We start from the raw sequence: 20124 nt of genomic DNA, 5'->3' as shown, positions 1-20124 counted from the left end.
GCATCGGGCATCGACCGCATGAAGGTGCTGCAAGTGGACCTGGGCCGCATCCTGCACGCTGAACAGGCCTTCGACTATCACCGCATGGCCTACGCCGGCGACACGCTGCACTTCGACACGACGGTCAGCGACGTCTACGACAAGAAGGGGGGCGCGCTGCATCTTGTCGTCAACACCACCCGCGTGACCAACCAGGACGGCGAACATGTCGCCGACATGCGCAGCACCCTGGTGGAACGCCGCGGCTGATCGCGCACAAGGAGAACAGAACCATGCAAGCCCCCCGTTTCGCCGACGTGAAGGTTGGCGACAAGCTGCCGAGAACGCATTGCCAGCTACAAGGTCCCCCGCAGCGTTGAATTCGTGGAGGCGTTGCCTTTGTCGAGCGTCGGCAAGGTGCTCAAGCACGAACTTCGCAAGCAGCACTGGAAGTAGGCGTTTGCTGGCATGCAGCCTGCTCAAGCTTGCATGCTGACCGCTGCTTCACGCTGCGTGGGCACCACGACCGGGTTCAGGAATGCCGGCGCCAGGCCAGTCAACTGTTCCGCGGCCGCTCGCAAGGGCGGCAGGAAGCGCTTCACCGCTTCCTCCCTCGTGACTTCGCCCGAGGGCAGGTTGACGCTGATCGATGCCACCACGTTGTGGTGTTCGTCGCGTACCGGTACGGCGAGGCCTGCGATGTGCTGGTCGAATTCTCCATCCACCCACGCATAGCCATCGCGGCGCACGGCAGCGAACGCTTCAAGCAATGCTGCCTTGTCGTGCACGGTGCGGTCCGTGTAGGCGCGCAGGGAGGCCTCGTCGAGAAACTGCGAGAGAAATTCCGTGGTCTGGAAGCCCAGCACCGCCCGGCCTGGTGCTGTGGCGAAGGCCGGCACATGGCTGCCCACGCCAAGCCCCAGTGAGCGGATCTTCAGCGACGGAATGCGCAGGACATATACCGCATCGTGCCCGTCGAACACACACATGCCGCACGACTCGGTGACCTGCGTCCACAGGGTTTCCAGCGCGCGTTGCGCGTGCCCCCAGAAGGGCAGCGAGGTCAGGTAGGTCATGCCGAGGGTAAGGATCTTCGGGGTCAGGCGAAAACCCCGCGTTTCGGATTCCGCCGCATAGCCCAGCTCGCACAGCGTGAGCAGAATCCGCCGCACCACGGTCCGCGGCAGGCCAGTGGATGCCGTGATGCTGGCAACGGTGTGCGTGCCGCTGCGCCCGAGCGCGTGGATAACGGCCAGTCCGCGGGCAAAAGAGCGTACGAAGCCATCGTTGTCGGTAGTAGTCATGTCTGTACGAGGTCTGATTTCAGGTTGACATTGTAGCAAGGTCGGACGTAAAGTTCGAAAAAACGGGCGTCAATGACCGCTAGGCGGACATAAGTGTCCGAAAAAAATTAAACAGGAGACAACCATGAAGCGGCGTTTTCTTTGCCAGGCGCTAGCCTGCCTCGCTGTCGTGTCCACCTCGGGCCTTGCATTCGCCAACCCGTCCCCCGAGACCTTCCAGGCCAAGCGTCCTTTGCGCCTGATCGCGCCAAGTTCGCCCGGCGGCATCCTTGACCTGACCAGCCGCCTGCTCGGCAAGACGCTGTCTGAGCAGCTGGGGCAGCCCGTCGTCGTGGAGAACCTGCCTGGCGCGGGCGGCGTGATCGGGATGCAGGCCATGCTGCGCGCGGAACCGGACGGCCACACGCTGGTGATGGGCAGCCTTGGCCCCAATGCGGCCAACTACGCATTGCACGACAAGCTGCCTTACAAGTTCGAGGACTTTGCGCCGGTGGCGCATGTGCTGACGATGCCGGACGTCGTGGTGGTCAACCCGAAACTGCCGGTCAAGACCATTGCCGAGCTGGCGGCCTATGCCAGGACGCGCCCCAACGGCTTGTCCATGGCGGTGTCGACGAGCGGTTCTTCCGGCCATCTCGCCGGGGACCTGCTGAAGCAGCGCGCCGGCATTACCGCCGTCGACGTGATCTATCGGGGCGCATCGCCGGCGCTGACCGACCTGGTGGCGGGGCAAGTCGATTTCATGGTGGACAACCTCATCACCGCATTGCCGCTGGTGCGAGCCGGCAAGCTGCGCGCGCTTGCGGTCACGACAAGGCAGCGTGCCCCGGAACTCCCGGATACGCCGACCATGGCCGAATCCGGTTACCGCGACTTCGACGTTTCGGTCTGGCTCGGCCTCTTTGTCTCGTCCAGAACGCCGCCCGCGGTGGTGCAGGCGTTGAATGTTGCCGTCAACAAGGCGCTGGCCGATCCTGCTCTGCGCGAGAAGCTGGCGCAGCAGGGCGGTACGGCCGCGGGCGGGTCGACGCGGCAGTTCGACAGCTTCGTGCGCGCCGAAAAAGCCCGCTGGGAGCAGGTCATCAAGGACGGCAACATCAAGCCCGAGTAAGCGCGAACAAATTCATCACTCTCTTCTTGCAGACAACGCCATGCAAAACAATTTCAAGGACAAGGTCATCCTCGTCACCGGAGCCGGCAATGGCATCGGCCGTGCCATTGCCATGCTGCTCGGCGCGCAGGGCGCCAGGGTGGTCGTCAACGACCTGGGCTCCAGCGGCAGCGGCGAGGGCAGTGATGCCGGACCAGCCCAGAAGGTGGTTGACGAGATCCGCGCAGCCGGCGGGAAGGCTGTGGCGAACACCGATTCGGTCGCGACTGCGGAGAGCGCGCAGGCCATTGTCGATACCGCCATCCGCGAGTTCGGCCGCATCGATGGCGTGATCAACAACGCCGGCATCCTGCGCGACCGCATCTTCCACAAGATGAGCACCGCTGAATGGCAGGCGGTACTGGATGTGCACCTGAACGGCGCTTACTTTGTCAGCCGTGCCGCGGCGCCTTATTTCAAGGAACAGCAAGGCGGCACCTACGTCCACATGACCTCCACCACCGGCCTGGTCGGCAATTTCGGGCAGGCCAATTACGCCGCCGCCAAGCTTGGCATCGTGGCGCTGTCGAAATCCATCGCGCTGGACATGGCCCGCTTCAATGTCCGTTCCAACTGTATTGCCCCGTTCGCATGGAGCCGCCTGATCGGCACGCTGCCCAGCGAAACCGAGGCCGAGAAGAAGCGCCTTGAGCGGATGCAGGCGATGAAGCCGGAGCAGGTTGCCCCGGTTGCCGCGTTCCTGTCTGGCGATGCTTCGGCGGACGTCAATGGCCAGGTGCTGGCCGTGCGCGGCAATGAGCTGATCGTCATGAGCCAGCCGCGCCCGGTGGCGTCGGTGCATCGCGCCGAAGGCTGGACGCTGGAGACGCTGGCGGAGCATGCCGTGCCGGCGGTGAAGCGCGCTTTCACGCCGCTGGAGCGCTCGCCCGAGGTGTTTTCCTGGGACCCGATCTGAGAACGGAGGTACGCAGCGATGGCCATCGACTATCACCGCCTGCGCTCGTGGGCGTTCTTTGACCAGGTTTCCAGCTATGCGGCGAATGACAACATTCGCTATGCGCTGAGCCTCGGCTTTGGCACCGATCCGATGGACGAGGCGGACTTGCCCTTTGTCTTTGAGGAAGGACTGAGCGTGGTGCCCACCTTCCTCGCCACCGTCGGCGCGCCAGGTGCATGGGCAAGCGACCCGGGTACGGGCATCGACTGGATGCAGATCCTGCACGGCGAGCACCGGATGCGCTTTTTTTCAGTGCCCGCGGCGTCTGGCGCGGTACGCAGCCAGACGCGCGTCAGCCGCGTGGTGGACAAGGGCGCCGGCAAGGGCGCGCTGGTGGCCACTGAGCGGCGCATCGAGGACCAGGCCAGCGGCGAGTTGCTGGCGACCGTCGAGCATGTGTCGTTCTGCCGGGCTGATGGTGGCTTTGCCTGCGCCGCCACGCCCGGCGATGCACCGCTCGAGCCATTGCCGGCGGTGCCGGAGCGCGCGCCTGACATGATCATGTCGATGCCGACCCAGCCTTCCGCGGCCTTGCTGTACCGCCTCAATGGCGATCGCAATCCCATCCACGCACTGCCCGCCGCCGCCCGGCAGGCCGGCTTCGAGCGGCCGATCCTGCATGGCCTTTGCACTTACGGCATGGCATGCCGGGCGCTGCTGAAGCAGGCTTGCGGTGGCGATCCGTCGCGCCTGGCCAGCCTTTCGGTGCGCTTTTCATCGCCATTCGTGCCTGGTGAAACGCTGCGCGTGGAGATGTGGCGCGGCGAAGGGCAGGTCCGGTTCCGTGCGCTCGCAGACGAGCGCAATGTGGTCGTGCTGAGCCACGGCGTCGCCGACCTGCATCCGTAATCAAGGAGTCAAGATGTCCGTGATCGAGCAATTCGCCCGTGCCACGCCCGACCGGGTTGCCTACCGCATGGTGCCGTCCGGCCAGGCGGTGACGTGGGCCGAACTGGAGCAGCGTTCGCGACAGTGCGCTGCCGCACTGCTGGCTGCCGGTCTGCGCGAGGGCGACGGCATTGCCGTGCTGCTGGAGAACCATGTCCGCTATTTCGAGATCCTTTGGGCCGCGCACCGGATCGGCTTGTACTACACCACGATCAGCCGTCACCTGAAAGCCGACGAGGTGGAGTACATCGTGCAGGACTGTGGCGCCCGGGTACTGTTCTGCTCGGCGCAGACCCTTGGCGACCTTGCGCCCGGCGCCCTGGCACCGCTTCGGGTCACGCGGGTGCTTCTGGATGGGAGCGAGCCGGGCTACAGCAACTATGAAGCGTGGCTGGAGCAGATGCCGGCCGATGTCACGTTGCCGCGCACGGTGGAGGGAACTGACTTCTCATATTCTTCCGGCACCACGGGCAGGCCCAAGGGCATCAAGCGTCCACTGCAAGGCGCCAACGCTTTTTTCCGCACCGGTGATGACGCTCGCCTGGGCTGGAAGTCGCTGGACCGCGATACGGTCTACCTGTCGACCGCGCCGTTCTATCACACTGCCCCGGTGCGCTGGAACATGGCCACGATGCGCGCCGGAGGCACCTCGGTCATGATGGAAAAGTTCGAGCCGCTGGCGGCGCTGGATGCGATCGCGCGCTACGGCGTGACCCATAGCCAGTGGGTGCCGACCATGTTCGTGCGCTTGCTGCGGCTGACTGCGGCGGAGCGCGAGCGCTTCGACCTGTCCACCATGCGCTATGCGATCCACGCCGCCGCGCCGTGTCCGATCTCAGTCAAGCAGCAGATGATCGACTGGTGGGGGCCGATCCTCTATGAGTTCTACAGCGGCACCGAACTGGTCGGGCGCACCTCGCTGGACTCCGTGGAATGGCTCGCGCACAAGGGGTCGGTCGGACGGCCCGAGTTCGGGCAGGTACACATCGTCGGCGACGATGGCAATGAAGTGCCGCAGGGCCAGACCGGCGTGGTCTACTTCTCCGGCGGCGGGACCTTTGCTTACCACAATGATCCGGAGAAAACCCGGCAGGTCTATAACGACCGTGGGTGGGCCACCTATGGGGACGTCGGCTACGTCGATGCCGACGGCTTCCTTTACCTCACGGACCGCCTTGCCAACACCATTGTCTCTGGCGGCGTCAATATCTATCCGCAGGAATCCGAGAACGTGCTGATGAGCCATCCGGCGGTCTTCGACGTGGCGGTGGTCGGCGTGCCGAATACCGAGTTCGGCGAGGAAGTGAAGGCGGTGGTCCAGTTGCACGAGCCTGAGCGGGCGTCGCCGGTCCTGGCCGAAGAACTGATCGCGCTTTGCCGCAGCAGGATCTCCCCGATCAAATGCCCGCGCTCGGTCGACTTCGTCGCGGCGCTGCCGCGCACCGAAACCGGCAAGCTGCTCAAGCGCGCCGTCAAGGCCAGCTACTGGCCAACCGAAAACCGAATCGCGCATTGAGCGCAACTGATGCCATGTCCCGACAAGAAGCCAGCTACCACGCGCCGCGCAAGATGTTCGCGCCGGAGCACGAGATGTACCGCGACAGCGTCGCCCGTTTCCTGGCTGACAAGGTCATGCCCGGACACGCCGAATGGGAAGCCGCCGGCCTGGTTCCGCGCGATCTCTGGCGCGATGCCGGCGCCCACGGCCTGCTGTGCCCCGGCTTGCCCGAAGCCTACGGCGGTGCCGGCGGCGACTTCCTGCACAGCGCCATCGTGGTGGAAGAGATCGCCCGGGCCCTGGCCAGCGGCGTGACGGGGTTCACCACGCACTCGGAGAACGTCGCGCCGTACCTGCTGGAGTTCGGCACCGAGGCGCAGAAGCGTGAGTTCCTGCCGCGCATGGCCAGCGGCGATGTGGTTGGATCGATCGCGATGACCGAGCCGGGGGCTGGCAGTGACCTGAAAGCCATCCGCACCAGCGCTGTCAAGGTGGATGGTGGTTACCGGCTCAACGGCCAGAAGACCTTTATCACCAATGGCTACCACGCTGACCGCGTGCTGGTGTTCGCCAAGACAGAGCCGGCCGCCGGTGCGCGCGGCATCAGCCTGTTCTGGGTCGACACCACCAGCCCCGGGTTCAGCCGCGGCCGCCTGCTGGACAAGATCGGCCAGAAGGCCCAGGACACCGCTGAACTCTTCTTCGAGGACGTCCTCGTGCCGGACGACATGCTGGTCGGCGAGCGCAATGCCGGCTTCGGCTACGCCATGAGCGGGCTGGTGCGTGAGCGCCTGCTGATCGCCTTGCGTTGCGCCGTGGCGCTGGAGGTGGCGCTTGACTGGACCATCGCGCATGTCAAGGAACGCCGTGCCTTCGACAAGGCGCTGATCGACAACCAGTTCATCCGCTTCCGCCTGGCCGAAATCAAGACGCATGCGTGTGCCACGCGTGCCTTCGTCGACAGCTGCCTTGAACAATACCTGGCCGGCACGCTGACGCCCGATGGTGCCGCCATGGCCAAGTACTGGGCCGGCGAGGCCACGCGGGCCATCGATGACCTGATGCAGTTCTTTGGCGGCTACGGCTATATGCGCGAATACCCCATCGCCCGTGCCTACACCGACGTGCGTCCGAACCGGATCTACGGCGGTTCGGCCGAAGTCATGCGCGAAGTCATCGCGCGCGCACTCTGAATTCGCCATGACCAAGAACCTCTCTCGCTCGGTCGCCATCGTGGGTGCCGCGGAATCCGACCTGGGCAAGGTGCCCGGCAAGACGGCACTGGAGTTGCAGGCGCAGGCCGCGCGGCTGGCGCTGCAGGACGCGGGGCTGTCGCTGCGCGATGTGGATGCCGTCTTTGCGCATACCGATGACCGCTTTGCCACCGTGCAGCTGGCCGAATACCTCGGTATCCAGCCAAGGTACGTCGACTCCAGCAACGTCGGCGGCATGTCCAACCTGATGCACATCCGCCATGCGATGGCGGCCATTGCCGCCGGCATGTGTTCGGTGGCGCTGGTGACCTATGGCAGTACGCAACTGTCCGACGGCTCGCGCAAGAGTGGCGCCGTCGCCGCGGATACGCCGGACTCGCCGCGTGGCCAGTTCATCGCGCCTTATGGCCAGCTCAGCCCGATCGGCTACTACGCACTGGTTGCCCAGTTGCACATGCATCGCTACGGCACCACGTCCAGGGATCTCGCCGAGGTGGCAGTGGCGGCGCGGCGCTGGGCGCAGCTGAACCCGAAGGCATACCGGCGCGAGCAAACCAGCATCGAGGAGGTCATGGCGTCGCCCGTGATCGCGTCGCCGCTGCGTACGCGTGACTGCTGCCTCGTCACGGATGGCGGTGGCGCACTGATCATCACCTCCGCCGATCGTGCCCGAGACCTGAAGTCGAAGCCGGTCTATGTGATGGGCGCAGCCGAGACCTTCTCGCACCACTACACCCCGTTCAGCACGGCGGACTGGCTGGATACGCGCGTCGCCGAGACGGCGGACGAAGCGTTCGGCATGGCTGGCGTCACCCGCGAAGACATCGACGTGGTGCAGATCTATGACCACTTCACCATCGGCGTCATCCAGTCGCTGGAAGAACTGGGCTTTTGCAAGCGAGGCGAGGGCGGTGCCTTCGTCGCCGATGGCGCCCTGGGCCCGGGTGGCCGCTTCCCCATCAACACCTCCGGCGGCGGCCTTTCCTACGGCCACCCTGGCATGTTCGGCATGTTCGTGCTGATCGAGGCCGTGCGCCAGTTGCGCGGGGAGTGCGGCGAGCGGCAATTGCCCGATGCCGAACTGGCGCTGTGCCATGCGCCCGGACTGGTCTTCTCCTGCAACACCACCATGATCCTCGGAGTCTGAAGCATGAGCGAAGCACAACGTCCCCTGCCGCGTCCCACCGAGATCACCGAAGGCTACTGGCATGCGGCGGCGCAGGGCCGGCTGGTGGTGCAAGGCTGCCGCGCCTGTGGCCACCGCCAGTTCTATCCGCGCACGCTGTGCCTTGCGTGCGAATCGGACCAGGTCGACTGGACGGAGGTCTGCGGCTTTGGCTCGATCTATACCTTCACCATCAACCATCGCGCACCCAATGCCTTCATGAAGGCGCGGCTGCCGTACGCCGTTGCCATCGTCGAACTTGACGAAGGTGTGCGCATGATGGCGAACATCCTCAACGCATCGCCCGAGGCCATTGCTATCGGCAAGCGCGTGCGAGTGGTGTTCGAGAAGGCGAGTGACGACGTGAGCCTGCCGCAGTTCGAATTGATCGACTGACCCAATCCTGCCCCAAGGAGGGCCCATGCCCATCATCACTGTGCCGCGGCGGCGTGCTGCCCTGGCCGCGCTGGCGTGCATCGCCGCACTGCCGGCCTGGTCGCACGCCGCGGACGATTCTGCCTATCCGCAAAAGCCCATCCGGCTGGTCGTGCCATTCCCGGCCGGAGGCGGATCCGACACCGTGGCCCGCTTGCTCGGCCGCGAGCTGACGGCGATGTGGGGCCAGACGGTGGTGGTCGAGAACAGGCCCGGTGCCAGCGGCGCGATTGGCACAGGCGCGGTCGCGAAGGCTGCACCGGACGGCTATACGCTGCTGTTGGGCGCAACGCCGCTGGTGCAGTTGCAGGGCGTCTACAAGTCACTGCCCTATGACACCTTCCGCGACTTCGCGCCGCTGGCGCGCCTGGCGCTCTCGTCGGACGTATTTGCCGCTCCGGTATCCACCCGCGTTGCCAGCGTGAGCGAGCTGCTGTCCGCGGCCCGGGCCACGCCTGGCAAGATCAGCTACGGCTCCTACGGCAACGGCACCTCCTCCCACATGCACGGGGAATTGCTGCGGATGCAGGGGGACGTCGACCTGACCCACGTGGCCTACAAGGGCGGCTCGCCACTGATCCAGGACTTGCTGGGTGGGCAGGTGAGTTCCGGGTTTGTGGATGTGGCCAGCGGCAAGGCCGCGCTCAACTCCCCGAAGATCAAGGTACTGGCCGTCACGGGCGAGCGCCGGCTGGCGCTGCTGCCGGAGGTGCCGACCTTTACCGAACTGGGCTACCGTGATTTCGAGCCAAACGGCTGGTATGGCCTGTTCGTGCCGGCGGCGACGCCGAAGGCGGTGAAGGACAAGCTATCCGCGGCGGTGCTGGCAATCCTGGCCAAGCCGGCCATGCAAACGGCGATTCGTGAGCAAGGCCTGGAGCCGGGAACGCTGGAGCCCGAGGCATTCCTGAAGCTGATGCGGCGCGACGCCGAGATCTGGGGACGGATCGCGGCCAACGCGCGCATCACGCTTGACTGAGCGGTGTCGCAGGCCGGGCCGCCCTCCCTGTTCCGGGGAGGCCGCGCCTGGCCGGACGGCTGATAGCCTCCAAGACTCCAACGTACTGTACGGAAGACCTTCACTTTCATGCTGAATCAGGGGGATCGTTCATGCTTTCCGGTGTAAAAGTTGTCGAGATTTGCGGGATCGGTCCAGGCCCGTTCTGCGCGATGCACCTCGCCGATCTCGGCGCCGATGTGATTGCCGTGGAACGCGCGGCACCGGCCAACGATGCGGCGCTATCCACCGAAGGCTACGTGCTGAACCGGGGCAAGCGCTCGGTGGTTGCCGACCTGAAAACGGCCGAAGGGCGTGAGCTGGTGCTGGCACTGATCCAGGATGCCGACGCGCTGATCGAAGGCATGCGCCCCGGCGTCATGGAGCGCCTGGGGCTGGGCCCGGATGTCTGCCTGCAACGCAATCCCCGCCTGGTCTACGGGCGCATGACAGGATGGGGGCAGAGCGGCCCGATGGTGCAGGCCGCGGGGCATGACAACAACTACATCTCGCTTTCCGGCGCGCTGTACTACCACGGCACGCCTGCAGAGCCGCCGTCGTCGGCCATTACCGTGGTGGGCGACGTCGGCGGTGGCGCGCTTTACCTGGCGGTGGGCCTGCTGTCAGGCATCCTCAACGCCCGCGCCACCGGAAAGGGAACCGTGGTGGATGCATCCATCGTGGATGGCTCGGCCCATATGCTGCAGCTGTTGCTGTCCACGCGCCGCAAGGGCTTCATCACCGGCGAGCGCGGCAAAAATATCCACGATGCCTCTCATTTCTATTCGACCTACCGCTGCGCGGACGGGAAGTTTGTCACGCTCGGCTCGATCGAGCCGCAGTTCTACGCGCTGCTGCTGGAAAAGCTGGGCCTGACCGAGGATCCGCGCTTCGCCCGGCAATGGGACCGCGAGCGTTGGCCGGAGCTGCATCGGCACTTCGAAGAACTCTTTGCCACCAGGACTCGCGCGCAATGGTGCGCTCTGCTGGAAAACACCGACGTCTGTTTCGGCCCGGTGCTGAGCCCGGAAGAGGCCGCCGGGCATCCGCACCTTGCCGCGCGGGGCGTCTACTTCGAAGCGGAGGGCCATCTGCAGGCTGCCCCCGCGCCGCGCTTCGATGGCAAGGCCATGGCGGCGGGCGCGATTCCACGGCGCGGCCAGCACACTGGCGAGATTATGGCCGCAACAAACGCCAGCCACCCCAGCGGCATCTGGAAGACCGGCTGATTGTTGATGCGCTGGCCAGGCCAAGAGCCGGCCGGCGCGGTTGCGCGCTGGACGATGGCCATGACGTCTCGGCTTCCACCGCGGCATGACCGCGGGCTGCTGCTTCCCGAAATTTCCCACTCGATCCTGAACGGTGCCTTGACGGCTCCGCGCTATGCCGCGTCTGCTGCTGTCGACGCGATGCCATGGCATGGCAGGCGGCGAGTGCGGCTGCACGTTCTCGCGTGAGGCACTTCCACGAGAAAACATAAGGTTTTCTTATCAAATCGGGATGAATTTCTAACTGGAAGCTCTCGTGCCAGGAGGCCATCATGCAGCAGTCAGACACGCTTCGAATCCACGTACGAGCCAGCATGCGATGGCCACAAGGGCAGAAGATGGCAGAGAACAATATCACTCAGGACGCAACGATTTCAGGCGCACGTCCTTTGACGTCAGGCGCCGAACGCAACCGTGAGCACATGCTGGCGATGCTGGGCCAGGTGCGGGAACTGGAGCAACGGACGGTCAGAAAATCTGCAAGGGCGGCAGATTCATTTCATGCCCGAGGCAAGCTGCTGCCACGGGAGCGGCTGGCGCACCTGCTGGACGCCGACCGCCCGTTCTTTGAACTCATGACCCTGGCCGGGTATTGCGGCCTCGAAGATCCGGACCCGGCCACCAGCGTACCCGGTGCGGCACTCATAGTCGGCATCGGCTATATCGAGGGGGTGCGCTGCATGATCGCGGTAAACGACTCGGGCATCAGCGCCGGTGCGATGCAGGCGCTGACCGGCCAGAAGCTGATTCGGGCGCAGGAGATTGCGCTTGCCCAGAAGCTGCCATTTGTCCAGTTGGTCGAAAGCGCGGGGGGGAACCTGCGCAAATACCGGGTCGAACGCTTCGTCGTGGGCGGCGGCATGTTCTACAACCTGGCGCGGCTGTCCGCGGCCGGCGTGCCGGTGGTGTCTCTCATCCATGGATCTTCGGCCGCTGGTGGTGCCTATCTGCCGGGACTTTCCGACCACGTCATCATGGTGCGGCGCCAGGCCCATGCGTACCTGGCCGGGCCCTCGTTGCTGCGTGCCGCGACAGGCGAGGAGGCGAGCGATGAGGAGCTCGGTGGGGCCGACATGCACGCCAGCGTCTCCGGCCTCGCCGACCACGTCGCCGACAACGATCTTGATGGCATTGCCTGCCTGCGAGAGGTGATGGATACGATCGGTTGGCGCGATGCGCCGGGCGGCGAGAGCTGGGACGAGCCCCTTGAGCCTGCCGGGGACCTGCTGGGGCTGATGCCGGTCGACACCCGCACGCCCGTCGACATGCGCGAAGTGATTGCGCGCATTGTCGATGGATCCCGCTTCAGGGAATTCAAGGCGATGTACGGGGCTCACTCCGTCTGCGGTCATGCCCGTATCCAGGGGCACCACGTGGGGATCCTGACGAACAATGGGCCGCTCGACTGCGATGGCTCCACCAAGGCGGCGCAGTTCATCCAGTCGTGCGTGCAGTTGGGCCGGCCGCTTGTCTTCCTGCAGAACATCACCGGCTTCATGGTCGGGCGCGAGCATGAGCAGGCGGGGATGATCAAGCACGGCGCCAAGCTGATCCAGGCGCTGTCCAATGCGCCGGTGCCGCGCCTGACCATATTGTGCGGTTCGTCCTTTGGCGCCGGCAACTATGGCATGTGCGGCCGCGCCTTTCGCCCCGACTTCCTTTTCTCCTGGCCGAATGCGCGCACGGCGGTCATGGGCGGCGAGCAGGCCGCCATGACCATGCGGCTGGTCGCCGAGAACGCCGCCCGCCGCAGCGGAAACTCCGCCGACGAACGGGCGATCGAGGCCGAGAGCCGCGACATCGTCGCTACCTTCGATCGTCAATCCAGCGCGATCCACACCAGCAGCCTGCTGCTCGATGACGGGATCATCGACCCGAGAGACACGCGGTCCTGGCTGGGCATGGCCCTGGCCACGGTGGCACAGGCGAAGCACCGCACCGTGCAACCGATGCAGTTCGGCGTCGCCCGCCTCTAGCCACAAGGCGGCGCTGCGCGCCGGCACCTTCGCGTGCCGGGCGGCTTGCCGCGCCCCATCCCTTCGAACCACAAGGAGACACGAAAGATGATGACCCCCGACCACATCGCGCTGCAGGATAGCGTACGCAAGCTGATCGACCGGGAGATCGAACCCCATGTCGAAAAATGGGAGGCTGACGAAATCTTTCCCGCGCACGAAGTGTTCAAGAAGCTCGGCTCGGCGGGTTATCTCGGCGTGAACAAGCCCGTGGAATTCGGCGGCATGGGGCTGGATTACTCATATGAGATTGCCTTTTGCGAGGCCATCGGCGGCATCAGCGCAGGCGGCGTCGGCATGGCCATCGCGGTGCAGACTGACATGGCAACTCCGGCGCTGGCGCGATTTGGCTCCGACGAATTGCGGGAGACCTTTCTCAAGCCGACCGTCGCGGGCGACTTCGTGGTGTGCCTGGGCGTGTCGGAAGCGGGTGCCGGTTCGGACGTGGCATCGCTGAAGACCACGGCGCGCAAGGATGGCTCCGACTATGTGATCAACGGCTCCAAGATGTGGATCACGAACGGGCTGCAAGCCGACTGGATGTGCCTGTTGGCGAACACCAGCGATGGAGATATCCACCGCAACAAGTCGCTCATCTGCCTGCCGCTGAGGGAAGGCGGGAAGCTGCGTCCCGGCATCACGATGAACAAGATCAAGAAGGTCGGCATGTGGTCCTCCGACACCGCCCAGGTATTTTTCGACGACGTTCGCGTGCCCCAGCGCTACCGCATCGGAGATGAGGGCATGGGCTTCACCTACCAGATGCGTCAGTTCCAGGAGGAGCGCCTCAGTGGCGCTACCCGCCGGGTCACCGCGCTCACCAATGCGATCAACGAAACCATTGAATACACCCGTCAGCGCAAGGCATTCGGGCGCTCGATCCTGGACAACCAGGCGGTCCATTTCCGGCTGGCTGAGCTGAAGACGGAAGTCGAGCTGCTGCGATCCGTTATCTACCGCGCGGCACAGGTGCACATGTCGGGCGGCGACATGACCGAGCTGGCATCCATGGCCAAGCTCAAGGCCGGCCGCTTGTGCCGTGAGGTGACCGATTCCTGCCTGCAGTACTGGGGCGGCATGGGCTTCACCTGGGACAATCGTGTATCGCGCGCCTGGCGGGACCTGCGGCTGATCTCCATTGGCGGGGGAGCCGACGAGATCATGCTGACGATCATCTGCAAGCACATGGGGATCCTGCCGAAACGGGCGGCCTGATCAACGGAGAGTCACATGCGCTTTGACACACTGCTTGTCGCCAACCGCGGAGAAATCGCACTGCGGGTCCTGCGCAGCGCGCGCAAGCTCGGCTTGCGCACGGTCGCCGTCTATTCGGACGCCGATGCCCGCAGCCTCCACGTGCGCGAGGCCGATCTGGCCGTGCGCATTGGACCGGCCGAGGCTGCCCGCAGCTATCGGCATGCCCATGCGCTGATCGAGGCATGCCGGCGCGCCGGAGCCCAGGCGATACATCCGGGCTATGGATTCCTGTCTGAGAACGCGGAATTCGCGCAGGCGGTCGCCGATGCGGAAATTACCTTCGTAGGGCCCTCTGCAGACGTCATTGCGTTGATGGGAAACAAGGCCCAGGCAAAACTCGCCATGCAGAAAGCCGGCGTGCCGACTGTGCCAGGAGAACAGGGCTGCGCGACCGACGAGGAGGCAATCGCTGCGGTCGAGCGTATCGGCTTCCCGGTCATCCTGAAGGCGGCGGCAGGCGGGGGCGGCCGCGGCATGCGGGTCGTGCGCGATGCCTCGACCTTGCTGGCGGCGCTGCGACAGGCGCGCTCCGAGGCGGCAGGCGCATTCGGCTCTGACGAGATCATCATCGAGCGCGCCATCGAACGGGGACGACACATCGAGATCCAGGTGCTGTGCGATGAACATGGTCGCTGCTTGCACCTCGGTGAGCGCGACTGTTCGACACAGCGGCGCTTCCAGAAGCTCATCGAGGAAGCCCCTTCGCCCGCGGTGAACGCCGAGCTGCGCCGCGCGATGGGAGAGGTCGCTGTGCGCGCCTGCGAGGCCATCGGGTACACGGGCGCCGGCACGCTCGAATTCCTGCTTGACGGAAAAGGACGCTTCTATTTCATGGAGATGAACACGCGGCTCCAGGTTGAGCACGGCGTGACAGAACTGGTCACGGGGCTGGACCTGGTGGAGCAGCAACTGCGCATTGCCCAGGGCGAGCGGCTCGCGTTCGGGCAGGAGGATGTACGCATGCGCGGCCATGCCATCGAGGTGCGGCTGTGTGCGGAGGACCCTGCGGCGGGCTTTCTGCCTCAGGTGGGCCGCGTCGACGTCTGGCGGCCGTCGCCCGACATCCGCGTTGATAGCGCGCTGCAGGACGGCATGGAGATCGGTTCCGACTACGACTCCATGGTCGGGAAGATCATGTCCTGGGGCGAGACGCGCGAGGAAAGCATCAACCGCCTGGTCCGGGCCTGCGAGCGCACGGCGCTGCTGGGCGTCCGAACGAACCTTGGCCTGCTCGCCCGCTGTCTGCGTCATTCACGCTTCGTGACCGGTGAAGTCACTACCGACTTCCTGGCGGGCGAAGACATGGGCGGCCCGGCCTGGCGAGCACAGCCGTCGGTGCATGCACGCGCCGCGGCGGCCTTGCTGCTGTCAGGCGCAGTCGGCCGCGAGTCATCTGGCATTCACCGGCTGCCGGCTGGCCCGGCGCAGACGCGGGCGTTGTGGCTCGTGGACGCGACCCATGCGCTCAACGCAAGCGCCGCCGCGCAAGGGACGGCCAGCGCAGTCGAACTGCGGCCGTCCGATGACGGGGGCGAAGTTCTCATCAGCTTCCGGGCTGGCGCAGCGGTGCCCGCGCGCGACGGGAAGCGTTCCGAAGCGTGTGACGACGAGCCTGTCTGCAGCGTCGGCAATGTGCACTGGACGCCGATCGCCGGCTCAGCCCGGGGACATGGCGGCACGCTCGGGTTGGCCGTCGATGGCGTGTACCGCCAGCTGCTGTGCGACTCGCCTCGGCGCGACGAATGGTGGCTGCAGGATGGCGCGGATACCTTCGTGTTCAGGCGGCTGGCGCGCTTCGAGGCCAGCGACGGCGAGGCGCGGGGAGGCAGCGTGCGGGCGCCGATGAGCGGGCGCGTGATCGCCGTCATGGTGGGTGAGGGCGACGCCGTCGAGCGAGGCCAGACCCTGGCCGTCATGGAGTCCATGAAGATGGAAATGCCCCTGGCCGCGCCAAGCACGGGACGCATTGCGCGCCTGCTTGTCCAGGAGGGCATGCAGCTCAATGCCGGCCAGGTGCTGATCGAAGTCGGCGCGGGCGCCGAGGAGGGTGCCGTCCAAGCCCAGGAGGCGACCTGACTGCACGGAAGCCGAAACGCAGATCGGACCCGCGGGGCACGACCACAAGCACGTCCGCACACACTACAGGAGAGCATGAATGGGCCAAAACGCAAAGTCCGGCCGCGCGGTTGTCATTGGCGGCGCATCGGGATTCTGGGGCGACTCGCAGATTGCCGTCCCGCAATTGCTGCAGGAGCCGGAACTGGGCTACCTCGTCTTCGACTACCTGGCCGAGACCACCATGGCGATCCTTCAGCGAGCGCGCCTTCGGGCGCCGGAGCTGGGTTATGCAACGGATTTTGTCAGCGCGGCGCTGAGGCCCAACCTGCGGGCTCTGAAGCAGCGTGGGGTGCGCCTGGTGTCCAACGCAGGCGGCCTTAACCCGGCAGGCTGCCGCGATGCCATCCTTGCCTTGGCGCGAGAGCAAGGGCTGGAGCTGAAGGTGGCGATCGTATCCGGCGACGACGTGCTGGCACTTCAGGGGAGATTCCTGCCTTGGCCCGGTGACGAGGCCGATGCCAGCCTCCCGCGGTTGATGTCGGCCAATGCCTACCTCGGTGCCCTGCCCATTGCCGAGGCACTGGACGGCGGCGCGGACATTGTCGTCACCGGCCGTTGCGTGGATAGCGCCGCGCTGCTTGGCATTGCCATCCACGAGTTCGGATGGTCGATGCAGGACTACGACCGGCTGGCGCAGGCCAGCCTTGCAGGCCACCTGGTGGAGTGCGGGGCGCAGGCCACGGGCGGGCTGTTCACGGACTGGGAGCGCGTACCGGACTGGACCAACATTGGCTACCCGCTGGTGCGCATGACAGCCGACGGCGTATTCGAGCTCTACCAGCCGTTTGACGCGGGCGGACTGGTGACGCGCCAGACCGTGGGCGAGCAGCTGCTCTACGAGATCGGTGATCCGCAGGCCTATGCGCTGCCTGATGTGGTCTGCGATTTCTCCGAGGTCCGCATCGAGGACCTGCCGGGCTTCGAAGCCAGTGGCGGCCGCGTGCGCGTCAGTGGGGCGCGGGGAAGGGCGCCCGGCGATTGCTACAAGGTGACAGCGACCTACCAGCAGGGCTACCAGATTGCACTGATGATGGCCATTCGCGGACAGCGGGCGTTGGAGAAGGCCGAGCGTACGGCGCAAGCGCTGCTGGCGCGTAGCCGCGGCCTGATGGCCAAGGCCGGCCATGCCGACTACAGCGACACCCTGGTGGAGTTGCTAGGCGCCGAATCCATGTACGGGCCGCATCGTCGCGTACGAGACAGCCGGGAGGTGGTGCTGCGCATTGCTGCCCAGCACGATGACAAGCAAGCGTTGACGTTCTTGCAGAAGGAGGCGGCGTCAGCCGGCACCTCCATGGGGCCGGGAACGCGCAGCCACTTTGGCGGGCGTTCGGATATCCAGAGTGTGATCCGCACGGCCTCGTTCCTGCTCCCCAAGCAGGAGGTGACGGTGCAATGGAGGCTGGCTGACGAGCCGGCGACAACGGTGGCGGTGCCGGCGTGTGGTGTGCCCTCGGAGCGGCCGGCAATGACTTCGCACACGCCCCGGAGACCGCCTGGGGACGAGCCGCGGCAGGACGCGCGCGGCCTCGTGCGTATTCCGCTCGGCACACTGGCGGTCGGGCGCAGCGGCGACAAAGGCAACGATGCCAACATCGGATTGATGGTGCGCGATCCTGCGTGGCTGCCTGTGGTCAGCGCGCAGGCGACGGCGCAGAGGGTACGCGACTACTTTGCGCATCTGATTGAAGGCCCGGTGAAACGCTACGAACTGCCGGAAATCGGCGCCTTCAACTTTGTACTGGAAAAGGCACTGGGTGGCGGTGGTTCCTGCAGCCTGCGTTCCGATCCGCTGGGCAAGTGCTATGCACAGATGCTGCTGGACATGGAAATCGAATGTCCCGCGGACCTTCTGCCAGAAACGGCGGCGGGGACAGCGGGGACAGCGCCCACACCTTGACCGGGCGGCAGGGCACTTTGCGACCGACAACGAACCAGGAGACATGAGCCATGCAAGCGACACAGCAACCGGACTACCAAGCTCAGAGCACCACGCGGCGGCTCGCCAAGCGACGATGCCGCGTCGCCGTGAGCGCGCTGGGTGCCATCCTGTGGGGCGCTGCAGCCAGCGCCCAGCCAACGTCCACTCCCGGCACTGATCGCATCGACAAGCCGGTGCGCATCATCGTTGCTTACGGCGCCGGCGGGGCTTCGGACAGCATCGCGCGTTTCGTGGGCGACGGACTCTCCAGGCGTGCCGGCAAGCCCGTGATCGTAGAAAACAAGTCCGGTGCTGACGGCAACATTGCAGCCGACGCTGCAGTCCGCGCGTCGACCGATGCTTACACGCTGCTGGTGTCCGGCTCATCGACGCACGCGGCAAACGCCACCATCTACCGCAAACTTCCCTATGACCCGGAAGCGGACTTCACGCCGCTGGCCACAATGGCCAGCACACCCTTCGTGTTGCTCGTGAATCCAAAGCGTGTTCACGCAGCAACGTTCAAGGAGTTCCTGGCATGGGCCAGGAAGGAGAGCAATCCGCTTTCCTTTGCGAGCGCCAACGTGGGAGGCCGTATCAGCGGGGAGTTGTTCAAGCAACGAGCAGGCGTCAAGGCAGTCAGCGTTCCGTACAAGAACAGCAGCCAGGCCATGACGGACCTGCTTGGCGGCCAGTTCGACTACTACCTGTGCGACATGGTCACCGCGCTGCCGCAGATCCAGGCCGGAACCGTGCGCGCCCTGGCAATCTCCAGCTCCGAACGAGTGCAGTCATTACCTGATGTGCCGACACTGGCGGAAAGCGGATTCCCGGACTTTGACGTCAGTTCGTGGATCGCCATCTGGAGCGCTAACGCGTCGACGCCCCAGCCTGTGGCCAGGCTGTTGTCGCGCTGGATCGCCGATACGCTGGACTCGCCCGATGGTCGTCATTTCCTCATCGGCAAGGGCCTGATTCCGGCCAAGGTTGCCCCGATGCATCTGCAGGAGTTGCAGCGGCGCGACACCAAGCTCTGGGGAAAAATCATCATTGACGCGGGAATGCAGCAGCCATGAGGCCCGTAGCACGTTCAGCGCGGCGAGATCAGGCGGCTGATGCCCAGTGCGCTCTCGCTAAGCTTGTCGGTGCGCGCATAGAGCCGGTAGCTGATGGTCGGCAGCGCTGGCATGCCGGCGTGAGGGTCCAGGACCTTCAGGTCAGGGGCCAGCATCTCCACGGTGCGAGGCGTGACCCCCATGCCCGCTCGCAATGCCGCCCGGATACCCGCCAGCGTCGAGGTCTGGAAAGCGACACGCCAGGGGATGTTCGCGTCCGACAGGGACTTGATTGCCATGCTATGAAACGGACAGGCCCCCTCGATGAGCACGAGCGGTACCGGCGCGCCGGGCTGATGGTGGTATCGCGCGCCTGCGATCCAGGTTACGGGAGAGGTGCGCAGCACGACCTGATCGAACTCCGGGTTGGGCACAGGGTCAAGCATGACGACCAGGTCAATCTCGCCGCGGCGCAGGGACGAGGTCAGCCAACGGCGGCGGCCAACCTGGATGTCCACGCGCAGGCCGGGAAAAACCTCTGCACACATCTTCAGGTATTCGGGAATGAGCGAGTCGACGGCATCCGCGCAAGCTCCGACTTTCACCGGTTCGTCGAAGGCTCTCTGGGTCATGGCGCGATAAGCCTCATCGTTCAGGCCGACGATGCGACGCGCGTAGTCCAGGAGCCTGGTGCCCGCCGTGGTCAGGCGTTTGCTGCGTCCAACGCGCTCGAACAACACGCAGTCGAGCGCGGTCTCCAGCTTTTGCATCTGCTGCGACACGGCCGCCTGGGTGCGGAAGACCTGCTCTGCCGCCACAGCGAAGTTTTCTTTCTCTGCCACGGCAACGAACGTGCGAAGCAGGCCGATGTCAAGGTTGCGAAAGCTCATGTCGAATAGCGT

The 20124-nt window shown here is 65.4% G+C and carries 17 protein-coding genes and 1 pseudogene; 16 read left to right on the top strand and 2 right to left on the bottom strand.

All coding sequences use genetic code 11. The features are described 5' to 3' along the window. Positions 1 to 27: 27 nt before the first annotated feature. Both AC3WQZ_RS08070 and AC3WQZ_RS08065 read left to right on the top strand, forming a co-directional pair. Positions 28 to 249, top strand: a pseudogene (locus AC3WQZ_RS08070) (FAS1-like dehydratase domain-containing protein); the annotation flags it as partial. 54 nt (positions 250 to 303) lie between these two features. Then, entirely contained in the window at positions 304 to 435 is a 132-nt protein-coding gene (locus AC3WQZ_RS08065; protein WP_492300309.1) for a hypothetical protein, read from the top strand. Positions 436 to 458: 23 nt separating this feature from the next. Here AC3WQZ_RS08065 and AC3WQZ_RS08060 read toward each other — a convergent pair whose 3' ends face one another. Then, complete coding sequence (locus tag AC3WQZ_RS08060) at positions 459 to 1283, bottom strand: IclR family transcriptional regulator domain-containing protein (RefSeq protein ID WP_010810590.1); 825 nt, start codon at positions 1281 to 1283, stop codon at positions 459 to 461. A gap of 124 nt (positions 1284 to 1407) precedes the next feature. On the opposite strand from AC3WQZ_RS08060, the gene AC3WQZ_RS08055 reads away from it, so the two are divergent. The 14 genes from AC3WQZ_RS08055 to AC3WQZ_RS07990 all read left to right on the top strand — a co-directional run bounded on the left by AC3WQZ_RS08055 (position 1408) and on the right by AC3WQZ_RS07990 (position 19243). Next, complete coding sequence (locus AC3WQZ_RS08055) at positions 1408 to 2394, top strand: Bug family tripartite tricarboxylate transporter substrate binding protein (protein WP_010810591.1); 987 nt, start codon at positions 1408 to 1410, stop codon at positions 2392 to 2394. A gap of 40 nt (positions 2395 to 2434) precedes the next feature. Then, positions 2435 to 3349 carry an SDR family NAD(P)-dependent oxidoreductase gene (locus AC3WQZ_RS08050; protein WP_010810592.1) on the top strand — a complete coding sequence of 305 codons (915 nt, stop codon included), beginning with the start codon at positions 2435 to 2437 and terminating at the stop codon, positions 3347 to 3349. 18 nt (positions 3350 to 3367) lie between these two features. Then, positions 3368 to 4240, top strand: a complete 873-nt coding sequence (locus AC3WQZ_RS08045) for a MaoC/PaaZ C-terminal domain-containing protein (protein ID WP_058697963.1) — start codon at positions 3368 to 3370, stop codon at positions 4238 to 4240. Positions 4241 to 4253: 13 nt separating this feature from the next. Beyond that, positions 4254 to 5795, top strand: coding sequence for an acyl-CoA synthetase (locus AC3WQZ_RS08040; protein ID WP_058697964.1), 1542 nt, complete (start codon positions 4254 to 4256; stop codon positions 5793 to 5795). A 14-nt stretch (positions 5796 to 5809) separates the two neighbouring features. Continuing rightward, a complete protein-coding gene (locus AC3WQZ_RS08035) occupies positions 5810 to 6970 on the top strand; it encodes an acyl-CoA dehydrogenase family protein (RefSeq protein ID WP_492300307.1) in 1161 nt (386 codons plus the stop codon). A gap of 7 nt (positions 6971 to 6977) precedes the next feature. Next, on the top strand, positions 6978 to 8138 hold the full coding sequence (locus AC3WQZ_RS08030; protein WP_492300306.1) for an acetyl-CoA acetyltransferase: 1161 nt from the start codon (positions 6978 to 6980) through the stop codon (positions 8136 to 8138). A 3-nt stretch (positions 8139 to 8141) separates the two neighbouring features. Then, positions 8142 to 8552, top strand: coding sequence for a Zn-ribbon domain-containing OB-fold protein (locus tag AC3WQZ_RS08025; RefSeq protein WP_011615518.1), 411 nt, complete (start codon positions 8142 to 8144; stop codon positions 8550 to 8552). A 25-nt stretch (positions 8553 to 8577) separates the two neighbouring features. Further along, positions 8578 to 9570 carry a tripartite tricarboxylate transporter substrate binding protein gene (locus AC3WQZ_RS08020; RefSeq protein ID WP_010810598.1) on the top strand — a complete coding sequence of 331 codons (993 nt, stop codon included), beginning with the start codon at positions 8578 to 8580 and terminating at the stop codon, positions 9568 to 9570. 131 nt (positions 9571 to 9701) lie between these two features. Continuing rightward, a complete protein-coding gene (locus AC3WQZ_RS08015) occupies positions 9702 to 10817 on the top strand; it encodes a CaiB/BaiF CoA transferase family protein (RefSeq protein ID WP_492300304.1) in 1116 nt (371 codons plus the stop codon). 461 nt (positions 10818 to 11278) lie between these two features. After that, positions 11279 to 12832: an acyl-CoA carboxylase subunit beta gene (locus AC3WQZ_RS08010; RefSeq protein ID WP_492300327.1), complete on the top strand. Its 1554-nt coding sequence runs from the start codon at positions 11279 to 11281 to the stop codon at positions 12830 to 12832. Between the two features lie 87 nt (positions 12833 to 12919). Beyond that, entirely contained in the window at positions 12920 to 14086 is a 1167-nt protein-coding gene (locus AC3WQZ_RS08005) for an acyl-CoA dehydrogenase family protein (protein WP_010810601.1), read from the top strand. A 15-nt stretch (positions 14087 to 14101) separates the two neighbouring features. Beyond that, the gene (locus AC3WQZ_RS08000) at positions 14102 to 16204 is read left to right on the top strand and encodes an acetyl/propionyl/methylcrotonyl-CoA carboxylase subunit alpha (RefSeq protein ID WP_492300302.1); all 2103 of its coding nucleotides are present in this window, start codon (positions 14102 to 14104) and stop codon (positions 16202 to 16204) included. Positions 16205 to 16283: 79 nt separating this feature from the next. Next, the gene (locus AC3WQZ_RS07995; RefSeq protein ID WP_492300301.1) at positions 16284 to 18146 is read left to right on the top strand and encodes an acyclic terpene utilization AtuA family protein; all 1863 of its coding nucleotides are present in this window, start codon (positions 16284 to 16286) and stop codon (positions 18144 to 18146) included. Between the two features lie 50 nt (positions 18147 to 18196). Continuing rightward, a complete protein-coding gene (locus AC3WQZ_RS07990; protein ID WP_058697968.1) occupies positions 18197 to 19243 on the top strand; it encodes a Bug family tripartite tricarboxylate transporter substrate binding protein in 1047 nt (348 codons plus the stop codon). Between the two features lie 14 nt (positions 19244 to 19257). Here the strand turns inward: AC3WQZ_RS07990 and AC3WQZ_RS07985 are convergent, their stop codons facing one another. Continuing rightward, positions 19258 to 20112: a LysR substrate-binding domain-containing protein gene (locus AC3WQZ_RS07985; RefSeq protein WP_010810605.1), complete on the bottom strand. Its 855-nt coding sequence runs from the start codon at positions 20110 to 20112 to the stop codon at positions 19258 to 19260. Between the last annotated feature and the right edge of the window lie 12 nt (positions 20113 to 20124).

It is taken from the genome of Cupriavidus sp. FW305-26 (assembly GCF_058787975.1).
Note: the sequence above shows the minus strand (reverse complement) of the source record. Positions and strands in the feature narration are given on the sequence as shown.

What these genes read in the sequence shown, in the direction of transcription:
- AC3WQZ_RS08060 (WP_010810590.1), bottom strand. Translation starts at nt 1,283, where the DNA reads ATGACTACTACCGACAACGATGGCTTCGTACGCTCTTTTGCCCGCGGA.
- AC3WQZ_RS08055 (WP_010810591.1), top strand. Translation starts at nt 1,408, where the DNA reads ATGAAGCGGCGTTTTCTTTGCCAGGCGCTAGCCTGCCTCGCTGTCGTG.
- AC3WQZ_RS08050 (WP_010810592.1), top strand. Translation starts at nt 2,435, where the DNA reads ATGCAAAACAATTTCAAGGACAAGGTCATCCTCGTCACCGGAGCCGGC.
- AC3WQZ_RS08045 (WP_058697963.1), top strand. Translation starts at nt 3,368, where the DNA reads ATGGCCATCGACTATCACCGCCTGCGCTCGTGGGCGTTCTTTGACCAG.
- AC3WQZ_RS08040 (WP_058697964.1), top strand. Translation starts at nt 4,254, where the DNA reads ATGTCCGTGATCGAGCAATTCGCCCGTGCCACGCCCGACCGGGTTGCC.
- AC3WQZ_RS08035 (WP_492300307.1), top strand. Translation starts at nt 5,810, where the DNA reads ATGTCCCGACAAGAAGCCAGCTACCACGCGCCGCGCAAGATGTTCGCG.
- AC3WQZ_RS08030 (WP_492300306.1), top strand. Translation starts at nt 6,978, where the DNA reads ATGACCAAGAACCTCTCTCGCTCGGTCGCCATCGTGGGTGCCGCGGAA.
- AC3WQZ_RS08025 (WP_011615518.1), top strand. Translation starts at nt 8,142, where the DNA reads ATGAGCGAAGCACAACGTCCCCTGCCGCGTCCCACCGAGATCACCGAA.
- AC3WQZ_RS08020 (WP_010810598.1), top strand. Translation starts at nt 8,578, where the DNA reads ATGCCCATCATCACTGTGCCGCGGCGGCGTGCTGCCCTGGCCGCGCTG.
- AC3WQZ_RS08015 (WP_492300304.1), top strand. Translation starts at nt 9,702, where the DNA reads ATGCTTTCCGGTGTAAAAGTTGTCGAGATTTGCGGGATCGGTCCAGGC.
- AC3WQZ_RS08010 (WP_492300327.1), top strand. Translation starts at nt 11,279, where the DNA reads ATGCTGGCGATGCTGGGCCAGGTGCGGGAACTGGAGCAACGGACGGTC.
- AC3WQZ_RS08005 (WP_010810601.1), top strand. Translation starts at nt 12,920, where the DNA reads ATGATGACCCCCGACCACATCGCGCTGCAGGATAGCGTACGCAAGCTG.
- AC3WQZ_RS08000 (WP_492300302.1), top strand. Translation starts at nt 14,102, where the DNA reads ATGCGCTTTGACACACTGCTTGTCGCCAACCGCGGAGAAATCGCACTG.
- AC3WQZ_RS07995 (WP_492300301.1), top strand. Translation starts at nt 16,284, where the DNA reads ATGGGCCAAAACGCAAAGTCCGGCCGCGCGGTTGTCATTGGCGGCGCA.
- AC3WQZ_RS07990 (WP_058697968.1), top strand. Translation starts at nt 18,197, where the DNA reads ATGCAAGCGACACAGCAACCGGACTACCAAGCTCAGAGCACCACGCGG.
- AC3WQZ_RS07985 (WP_010810605.1), bottom strand. Translation starts at nt 20,112, where the DNA reads ATGAGCTTTCGCAACCTTGACATCGGCCTGCTTCGCACGTTCGTTGCC.